Consider the following 8213-nt stretch of genomic DNA (forward strand, 5'->3'; position numbering starts at 1 on the left):
CCGGCGGCTTTCTGCATCGGCCGCTGCGCTCGCCGGGCATGGCCCGGCGCTACCGGCACCCGTGCGATCAGCGCGCCAGCAAGGCGCCGATTACCACGGCCACGGCCAGCCAGATCCATTCAACCGCGCCGTTGGCCAGGCTGGTCAGGGTCCAGGCCAGGTGCGGGCCCATCCGCAGCGCGGCATCCATCGGGTTCAGGCCGATCGAACCACCCATCCAGGCGCTGGCGATGCACCAGTAGGCCACCGCGCTCACCAGCACCGTGCCCAGCACCACCAGCGCGATGCGCAGGCGGCCCGGGCCCAGCGTGCCCAGGCGCAGCATGAACGTGAGTTCCAGGGCGGTCAGCACCGCCATCCAGCCGACCTGGCGGCCGGTCATCAGGGCCAGCAGCACCCAGACCATCGGGGCGACAACCAGACCCAGCAGCAGCATGAAGGGCCAAAGCCAGGTGACGGTCCTGGCACGCGCGGCATTGGAGGACATCGAAGCTTCCTGAAGGACACCCACAGGATACTGTGGTTTGCCGCAGTGCACCGGCGGGGGCAGGGCGGCTGGGCTAGAATGCCGTCTTGCGTGGCTTCGGCCGCGGCCCCATATCGGTCCCCATGTATTCCCGTAGCAGCGAACCTGTCCACTTCGAACGCGATTGCGAGGCCGTGATGGTCCCGCAGGGCGACACCGTGACCCTGCCTGCCGGCAGCTATGGCTATATCACCCAGGCATTGGGCGGCAGCTATTCGGTGTTCGTCGAAGGCAACCTGTTCCGCATCGCCGGCAAGGACGGCGACGCCATCGGCAAGGAGGCGCCTGCGCCGCTGGAACTGCCCGCCGATGCCACCGACGAACAGGTGGAGCAGCTGGTGTGGCAGCAGCTGCGCACCTGCTTCGACCCGGAAATTCCGGTGAACATCGTCGAATTGGGCCTGGTCTACGAAGTCGAGATCAAACATCTGGACGAGGGGCAGCGCGAGATCGACGTGAAGATGACCCTGACCGCGCCCGGCTGCGGCATGGGTGACATCCTCGTCGACGATGTGCGCAGCAAGCTCGAGATGGTCCCGACCGTGGCCCAGGCCGATGTCGAACTGGTGTTCGACCCGCCGTGGAACCAGCACATGATGTCCGAGGCCGCCCGGCTCGAAACCGGCATGCTTTGACCTACGGCCCGCCGCACGGTGGGCCCGGCACTACCCGCAACCAGAACAGGAATCCTCCGGTGTCCCAGTCCATTCCCAGCTTCGCCGTCACCCGTTCGGACCACCCGCGCAGCGCTGAAGAGCGTGCCCAGATCCTGGAGAAGCCGGGCTTTGGCCTGCACTTCACCGATCACATGGTGGAAGTGCGCTGGGACAAGGACACCGGCTGGCACAACGCGAACGTGCGTGCCTATGGCCCGCTGCAGCTGGACCCGGCTGCGGCCGTCCTGCATTACGGCCAGGAAATCTTCGAAGGCATCAAGGCCTACCGCCACGCCGATGGTTCGATCTGGACCTTCCGCCCGGATGCCAACGGCCGCCGCCTGCAGCGTTCGGCGCAGCGTCTGGCGCTGCCGGAACTGCCGGTGGAGATCTTCGTCGAATCGCTGAAGCAGCTGATCGCGCTGGACAGCGCCTGGGTGCCGTCGGCCGATGAGTCCAGCCTGTACTTCCGTCCGTTCATGATCGGCGACGAAGCCTTCCTCGGGGTACGCGGCGCGCACAAGGCCGGCTACTACGTCATCGCCAGCCCGGCTGGCCCGTACTTCGCCAAGGGCGTCGCCCCGGTGTCGATCTGGCTGTCCACCGACTATGCGCGTGCAGCCAAGGGCGGCACCGGCGCGGCCAAGTGCGGTGGCAACTACGCCGCCTCGCTGCTGCCGCAGCAGAAGGCGCAGGCACAGGGCTGCTCGCAGGTGCTGTTCCTGGACCCGGTCGAAGGCAAGTACCTGGAAGAACTGGGCGGCATGAACGTCTTCCTAGTCTACAAGGACGGCACCCTGGTCACCCCGGAACTGTCCGGCAGCATCCTCGAGGGCATCACCCGCGAGAGCATCCTGCAGCTGGCCCGCGACCGCGGCATGAAGGTCGAAGAGCGCAAGGTCACCATCGACGAGTGGAAGAACGGCGTGGCCTCAGGTGACATCGCAGAAGTGTTCGCCTGCGGTACCGCGGCGGTGGTCACCCCGATCGGCCAGCTCAAGGGCGAAGGCTTCTCGGTGGGCGACATCAACGCCCCGGCCGGCGAAGTGACCATGTCGCTGCGCAAGGAGCTGACCGACATCCAGTACGGCCGCGAGCCGGACCGCCACAACTGGCTGGTCAAGCTGGGCTGATCGCCCGGATTGAACTGTACAGCCGAGCCCACGCTCGGCTGCGCTCCCTGTAGAGTCGAGCCATGCTCGACTGCCGTACCCGGAAAGCCCGTCCCCGCGACGGGCTTTCTGCGTTTCAGCAACCATCTCCGGCAGGCTGCCTGCCGATGTCGGCAAAGACATGGGTGGACACTCAAAGTCCCGTTCATGTCTGTCGAAGTGACGTGAAAGTTCCTTCACCTTCACAAACCCTACACCCAAAACGTCTCAGATCAGACATTTCACGTTACTGAAAAGACGCTGAAAATCTTGTGGAGTCCGTTTCAGGTCATTAGCGTCGACAGTACGGCGGGTCGCAGGGGAATCCGCTGACGGACCGGACTTCGAGCCATGCGTGCACACCTCCATCGCGCATTCGGGCCGGTGCTTCTGCCGATTCCGGCATTCACACCACTAGAAAGGGAAATTCCGATGTCCCAGGTTTCGCAACCGCGCCTGCGCAAGTCGTGGGTGGTTCTCAGTGCTTCCGTCGTCACCTCCCTGCTGCTGGCCGCCCCAGCCTTCGCTGGCGATGTCCAGCTCAGCGGGTTGAAGTCCGCGCCGGTGCACCAGCAGTTCATCGTCAAGTTCAAGGACGGCAACCAGCTGGTGGCCAATACCACCGCACTGGCCTCGTCGCTGAAGACTGCCGCCGCCGGCCTGCCCAGCGCGCAGGGTCGCGCCCTCGGCCTGCAGCAGGTCCGCCGCCTGGCCACCGGTCCGAGCGTGGTGCGCTCCGACCGTGCGCTGGACCAGGCCGAATCCGAGCTGCTGATGCGCAAGCTCGCCGCCGACCCGAACGTCGAGTACGTGGAAGTCGACCAGATCATGCGTGCCACGCTGACCCCCAATGACGCCCGCCTCAGCGAGCAGTGGGGCTTCGGCACCTCCAATGCCTCGATCAACGTGCGCCCGGCCTGGGACAAGGCCACCGGCACCGGCGTGGTCGTGGCCGTCATCGACACCGGCATCACCAGCCACCCGGACCTCAACGCCAACATCCTGCCCGGCTACGACTTCATCAGCGATGCCGCGATGGCGCGCGATGGCGGTGGCCGCGACAACAACCCGAACGACGAAGGTGACTGGTACGCCGCCAACGAGTGCGGCGCCGGCTACCCCGCGTCCAACTCCAGCTGGCATGGCACCCACGTGGCCGGCACCATCGCCGCGGTGACCAACAACAGCACCGGCGTGGCCGGTACCGCCTTCAACGCCAAGGTCGTGCCGGTGCGTGTGCTCGGCAAGTGCGGCGGCTATACCTCCGACATCGTCGATGCCATCACCTGGGCCTCGGGTGGCACGGTCAGCGGCGTGCCGGCCAATGCCAACCCGGCCGAGGTCATCAACATGTCGCTGGGTGGCGGCGGCACCTGCTCGACCACCTACCAGAACGCCATCAACGGCGCGGTCGGCCGTGGCACCACCGTGGTGGTGGCCGCCGGCAATGAGTCGTCCAATGTCTCCACCTCGGTGCCGGCCAACTGCGCCAACGTCGTGGCGGTCGCTGCGGTGACCTCGGCCGGCGCCAAGGCCAGCTTCTCCAACTACGGCACCGGCATCGACATCTCCGCGCCGGGCGCGAACATCCTCTCGACCCTCAACACCGGCACCACGGTGCCGGCCAGCGCGACCTACGCGTCCTACAACGGCACTTCGATGGCGGCGCCGCACGTGGCCGGCGTCGTGGCGTTGATGCAGTCGGTGGCGCCCTCGCCGCTGAGCCCGGCGCAGGTCGAAAGCATCATCAAGAGCACTGCGCGTGCACTGCCGGGCGCCTGCTCGGGCGGCTGCGGCGCGGGCATCATCGATGCCGATGCGGCGGTCACCGCGGCCATCAACGGCACCGGCGGCGGCACCAACCCGAATCCGGGTGGCACGGTGCTGCAGAACAACGTCCCGGTGACCGGCCTGGGCGCAGCCAGCGGTGCCTCGCTCAGCTACACGGTGCAGGTGCCGGCCGGCCGTTCACAGCTGCGCGTGGCGATCAGTGGCGGCAGCGGTGATGCCGACCTGTACGTGCGCCAGGGCAGCGCCCCGACCGACACGACCTACACCTGCCGCCCGTACCTGAGCGGCAACAACGAAACCTGCACCATCAACAACCCCGCCGCCGGCACCTGGCACGTCCGGGTGAAGGGGTACAGCACCTTCTCGGGCGTCAGCCTCAACGCCCAGTACTGAGCCCACGTCCCTCTCCAAGGGCACGCCCCGGCTTCGGTCGGGGTGTTTTTTTGGAGCCGAGCCTACGCTCGGCTGTCAGGGAGCTGCCGAGCATGGGCTCGGCACTACGGGTTCGTCAGACCGACTCGAAGCGGTTCGCCGCCACGTTCTTGCGCACGCGCTGCGGGTCGAAGATGCGGCCGTTCATGGCGATGTACACGCCGGTCGGCAGCGACTGCACTGCACCGATCGCACAGCCGATGTTGAACTCCGCATCCGAACCACGGAAGCGCGCCGGGCTCAGCGCACCGGTCATCACGATCGTCTTGTCCGGAATCGTCGCCAGCACCTGGCCGGTCTTCACCATCGAATCGGTGCCATGGGTGACCAGCACATGACGGGTCGCCTGCGCGGCGATGGTCGCGCGGATCAGCTCGCGGTCGTCATCGTTGATGTGCAGCGAATCCTTGCGCAGGATCGGAATGACGTTGAAGCGGAAGGTCACCCCCAGCTCCCGCAGGATCATGCCGATCTGCGGATCACCGATCTGGTAGTCCGACTTGTCGTCGAAGTAGATCTTGTCGATCGTGCCACCGGTGGTGACGACCAGGAGCTCTTCCATCATGTGCATGCGCGAAACCAGGACAGGTACAGCGGCGCGGGGCCGGGAACACAGATGATAAGGCCCGGAGGCCGCAGCGTCAGCGTCGCTTGCTGAAGCGGGCGCGCAGCCCCGGCAGGCTGGCGGCGAAGATCACCAGCAGGGCCAGGGTGATCTCGATCAGCGCCAGCCAGCGGGTCTCCGGGTGGCTCCAGGCGCTCATCACCCCGTGGCTGAACCAGCCCAGGGCCAGTACCGAGGCCCAGAACCGGGCCTTGCGCCAACCCAGGCGCAGGGCGATGGCCAGCGCCAGCGGCGGTGCGGTGAACACCAGCTGGGTGGCCAGCCAGTGCTTGTCATTGATGAACCAGCCTACGTACAGCGCCGCCAGGCCCAGCAGGGCCAGCAGCAGGACCGCGCGCGGCGCGGTGTTCATCGGGCCAGCCGCTGTGCGATGTCGGCCACCCGGCGGCCCAGCGCGCGGGCCAGCACGGCCTCGTCGTCGGTCGGCTGCGGGTCGTCGGCGGCACCGGCCACGTGGCTGGCGCCATACGGCGTACCGCCACTGGTGGTGTGGCTCAGCGCCGGCTCGGTGAAGGGGATGCCGACGATCAGGCAGCCGTGGTGCAGCAGCGGCACCTGCATCGACAGCAGGGTCGATTCCTGGCCGCCGTGCATCGAGGCGGTGGAAGTGAACACGCCGGCCGGCTTGCCGGCGAGGGTGCCATTGGCCCACTCGGCGCCCAGCCCATCAAGGAAATGCTTGACCGGCGCGGCCATGTTGCCGAAGCGGGTAGGGCTGCCCAGCAGCACGCCCTGGCACTCGGCCAGGTCCTGCACGTTCACGTAGGGCGCGCCGTCATCGGGTACCGGCGGCTGCGCGGTCTGGGTCACCGCGGCCACCGGCGGCATCGTGCGCAGGCGCGCGGTCATGCCCGGCACCTCGCCGATGCCCCGCGCGATCTGGCGCGCCAGCCGTGCCACCGAACCGCCCCGGCTGTAGTACAGCACCAGAATCTCGCCCATCGCGTGCAGGTCTCCTCATCGTGTGGATGCCAGTATGGCTATCCTGCATCGATTCCGCATCGGGTACCCTTGCGCCGATGGAACCTCTGGATACGCTCAACCTGTGGATGGAGCGCGCGCGGGATCGCGCACGCGCCGCCAGCTTCGGCCGCTTCCTCTGGCGCCGCTTCCTCGACGACCGCCTGTTCCAGGCAGCGGCGGCGCTGGCCTACACCACCGTGTTCGCGCTGGTGCCGCTGGCGATCGTGGTGTTCGGTGTGCTGTCGGCGTTCCCGGTGTTCGACCGCTGGAGTGACCAGCTCAGCGACTACGTGTTCTCCAACTTCGTGCCCAGCGCCGCGCGCGCGGCCGAAGGCTACCTGCGGCAGTTCTCGGCCAGCGCCGGCCAGCTCACCGCGGCCGGCTTCATCGCCCTGGTCGTCTCGCTGCTGATCACTCTCAACAGCGTCGAGGAAACCTTCAACCAGATCTGGCGCGTGGGCAGCACGCGGCCCAAGCTGACCCGCTTCCTGGTCTACTGGACCGTGCTGACCCTCGGCGCGATGCTTGCGGCCGCTTCGCTGGCGGTGTCGGCGCGGGTGCTGGCATTGCCGCTGTTCGGCACCCAGGAAGGGCGGTGGCTGGCAGATCTGTCGCTGCGGCTGGCGCCGGTGCTGATCGAATTTGTCTGCATCATGCTGGTCTACCGGGTAGTGCCACATCACACGGTGAAGTGGCGGCATGCGATTCCCGGCGCAGTGCTGGCGGCGGTATTGCTGGAACTGATCAAGTGGGGCATCGGTGCCTACTTGGGCAGCTTCCAGTCCTACCAGAAGCTCTATGGCACGGTCGCCTTCGTGCCGATCCTGCTGCTGTGGATCTACCTGTGCTGGGTGGCAGTGCTGCTGGGGGCGTCGCTGGCCTCGTCGATGGCCGCCTTCCGCTACCAGCCGGTGGAACTGCGCCTGCCGCAGGGCTTCGAGTTCTACGGCCTGCTGCGCCTGCTCGGGCGCTTCCAGCAGGCGCGCGCGCTCGGCAAAAGCCTTGACGACGACGAGATCCTGCGCCTGGAACCGTTGCTGACTGATGCGCTGCTGCATGATCTGGTCTGCGAACTGCAGGCCCATGGCATGCTGCGCCGCGACGAGAATGGCGACTGGCTTCTCGCGCGGGATCTGGACCAGATCAGTCTGTCCGACCTTTACGAATGGACACAGCTGCGCATTCCGGTAGCCGAGCAGTTCCTGCCCTACCGCGACGACAGCCTTGGCCGGGCCGCACTGGCGGCGCTGGACGAACTTCGCCTGCCGCTGCGCGAACGCCTCAAGCGCCGTGTCAGCGACATCTACCCCGATTCTGGAGACACACCATGACCCGCACGCCCTTGTTGAAGGCCCTGCCGCTGGCGCTGTTGCTGGCCCTGACCGCCTGCAAGCCCGCACAGGAACCGGCCCCGGCCAGCAGTGCACCGCCGGCCCAGGCGCCGACGGCCGCGGCCCCGGCGGCGGTGGAGGGCGCGGATGAGAATCCGGCCGAGCGCACCACGGCCGAGTTCCCGACCCTGAAGATGAAGGCCATCGACGGCAGCGACTACGACCTGGCCGCGCACCGTGGCAAGTGGGTGGTGGTGAACTTCTGGGCGACCTGGTGTGCACCGTGCCGCAAGGAGATGCCGGAGCTGTCGGCGCTGCATGCGATGCGCAGCAACATCGAAGTGGTGGGCCTGGCCTACGAGGACATCGAGACGCCGGAGATGGAGGCGTTCCTGGCCAAGCATCCGGTGACCTATCCGATCGTGGTGGTCGATCCGTTCGACCCGCCGGCCGACTTCGCGATCCCGCGCGGCCTGCCGCTGACGCACCTGATTGATCCGAACGGCAAGGTCGCGCACACGTTCCTGGGGCCGGTCACCGCCACCGACATCGAACAGCAGATCGCCGCTGCAAAGTAGGTTTTCTGCCTGCAGGGCTTGCAGCCCTGCACCTGCAGAAGCGGAAGCCAGAGCAACAGCAGAAGCTGGTTTCCTGAGGGGAGGCGGGGTGGGCCCGGTTGCGGGGGACGCCGTAAACCCGTCCATGGGGGCTTGGTCGCGGCATCCATGCCGCTCACAC

The 8213-nt window shown here is 67.2% G+C and carries 9 protein-coding genes; 5 read left to right on the top strand and 4 right to left on the bottom strand.

The genetic code is table 11. The annotated features are described in order from the left end of the window. Window positions 1-67 precede the first annotated feature (67 nt). A complete protein-coding gene (locus DCO49_RS18550; protein WP_116865249.1) occupies window positions 68-487 on the bottom strand; it encodes a hypothetical protein in 420 nt (139 codons plus the stop codon). 122 nt (window positions 488-609) lie between these two features. On the opposite strand from DCO49_RS18550, the gene sufT reads away from it, so the two are divergent. The 3 genes from sufT (at window position 610) to DCO49_RS18565 (ending at window position 4517) form a co-directional block, all read left to right on the top strand. Further along, window positions 610-1161, top strand: a complete 552-nt coding sequence (gene sufT, locus DCO49_RS18555; RefSeq protein ID WP_108767828.1) for a putative Fe-S cluster assembly protein SufT — start codon at window positions 610-612, stop codon at window positions 1159-1161. 59 nt (window positions 1162-1220) lie between these two features. Next, window positions 1221-2315: a branched-chain amino acid aminotransferase gene (locus DCO49_RS18560; RefSeq protein WP_116865250.1), complete on the top strand. Its 1095-nt coding sequence runs from the start codon at window positions 1221-1223 to the stop codon at window positions 2313-2315. Window positions 2316-2765: 450 nt separating this feature from the next. Continuing rightward, entirely contained in the window at window positions 2766-4517 is a 1752-nt protein-coding gene (locus tag DCO49_RS18565) for a S8 family peptidase (protein ID WP_116865251.1), read from the top strand. A 115-nt stretch (window positions 4518-4632) separates the two neighbouring features. On the opposite strand, the gene DCO49_RS18570 is transcribed toward DCO49_RS18565, so the two are convergent. The 3 genes from DCO49_RS18570 to wrbA all read right to left on the bottom strand — a co-directional run bounded on the left by DCO49_RS18570 (window position 4633) and on the right by wrbA (window position 6123). Further along, on the bottom strand, window positions 4633-5118 hold the full coding sequence (locus tag DCO49_RS18570; protein ID WP_116865252.1) for an asparaginase domain-containing protein: 486 nt from the start codon (window positions 5116-5118) through the stop codon (window positions 4633-4635). 79 nt (window positions 5119-5197) lie between these two features. After that, window positions 5198-5533 carry a DUF2069 domain-containing protein gene (locus DCO49_RS18575; protein ID WP_116865253.1) on the bottom strand — a complete coding sequence of 112 codons (336 nt, stop codon included), beginning with the start codon at window positions 5531-5533 and terminating at the stop codon, window positions 5198-5200. Continuing rightward, window positions 5530-6123: an NAD(P)H:quinone oxidoreductase gene (gene wrbA, locus DCO49_RS18580; protein ID WP_116865254.1), complete on the bottom strand. Its 594-nt coding sequence runs from the start codon at window positions 6121-6123 to the stop codon at window positions 5530-5532. The genes DCO49_RS18575 and wrbA overlap by 4 nt, the downstream gene beginning before the upstream one ends. Before the next feature lie 77 nt (window positions 6124-6200). On the opposite strand from wrbA, the gene DCO49_RS18585 reads away from it, so the two are divergent. Both DCO49_RS18585 and DCO49_RS18590 read left to right on the top strand, forming a co-directional pair. Next, window positions 6201-7475, top strand: coding sequence for a YihY family inner membrane protein (locus DCO49_RS18585; RefSeq protein ID WP_116865255.1), 1275 nt, complete (start codon window positions 6201-6203; stop codon window positions 7473-7475). After that, a complete protein-coding gene (locus tag DCO49_RS18590) occupies window positions 7472-8053 on the top strand; it encodes a TlpA disulfide reductase family protein (RefSeq protein ID WP_116865256.1) in 582 nt (193 codons plus the stop codon). The genes DCO49_RS18585 and DCO49_RS18590 overlap by 4 nt, the downstream gene beginning before the upstream one ends. The last annotated feature ends 160 nt before the right edge of the window (window positions 8054-8213 follow it).

Origin of the sequence: Stenotrophomonas sp. SPM, from assembly GCF_003105135.1 — a bacterium.
Classification (GTDB): domain Bacteria; phylum Pseudomonadota; class Gammaproteobacteria; order Xanthomonadales; family Xanthomonadaceae; genus Stenotrophomonas.

What these genes read in the sequence shown, in the direction of transcription:
- DCO49_RS18550 (WP_116865249.1), bottom strand. Translation starts at nt 487, where the DNA reads ATGTCCTCCAATGCCGCGCGTGCCAGGACCGTCACCTGGCTTTGGCCC.
- sufT (WP_108767828.1), top strand. Translation starts at nt 610, where the DNA reads ATGTATTCCCGTAGCAGCGAACCTGTCCACTTCGAACGCGATTGCGAG.
- DCO49_RS18565 (WP_116865251.1), top strand. Translation starts at nt 2,766, where the DNA reads ATGTCCCAGGTTTCGCAACCGCGCCTGCGCAAGTCGTGGGTGGTTCTC.
- DCO49_RS18570 (WP_116865252.1), bottom strand. Translation starts at nt 5,118, where the DNA reads ATGGAAGAGCTCCTGGTCGTCACCACCGGTGGCACGATCGACAAGATC.
- DCO49_RS18575 (WP_116865253.1), bottom strand. Translation starts at nt 5,533, where the DNA reads ATGAACACCGCGCCGCGCGCGGTCCTGCTGCTGGCCCTGCTGGGCCTG.
- wrbA (WP_116865254.1), bottom strand. Translation starts at nt 6,123, where the DNA reads ATGGGCGAGATTCTGGTGCTGTACTACAGCCGGGGCGGTTCGGTGGCA.
- DCO49_RS18585 (WP_116865255.1), top strand. Translation starts at nt 6,201, where the DNA reads ATGGAACCTCTGGATACGCTCAACCTGTGGATGGAGCGCGCGCGGGAT.
- DCO49_RS18590 (WP_116865256.1), top strand. Translation starts at nt 7,472, where the DNA reads ATGACCCGCACGCCCTTGTTGAAGGCCCTGCCGCTGGCGCTGTTGCTG.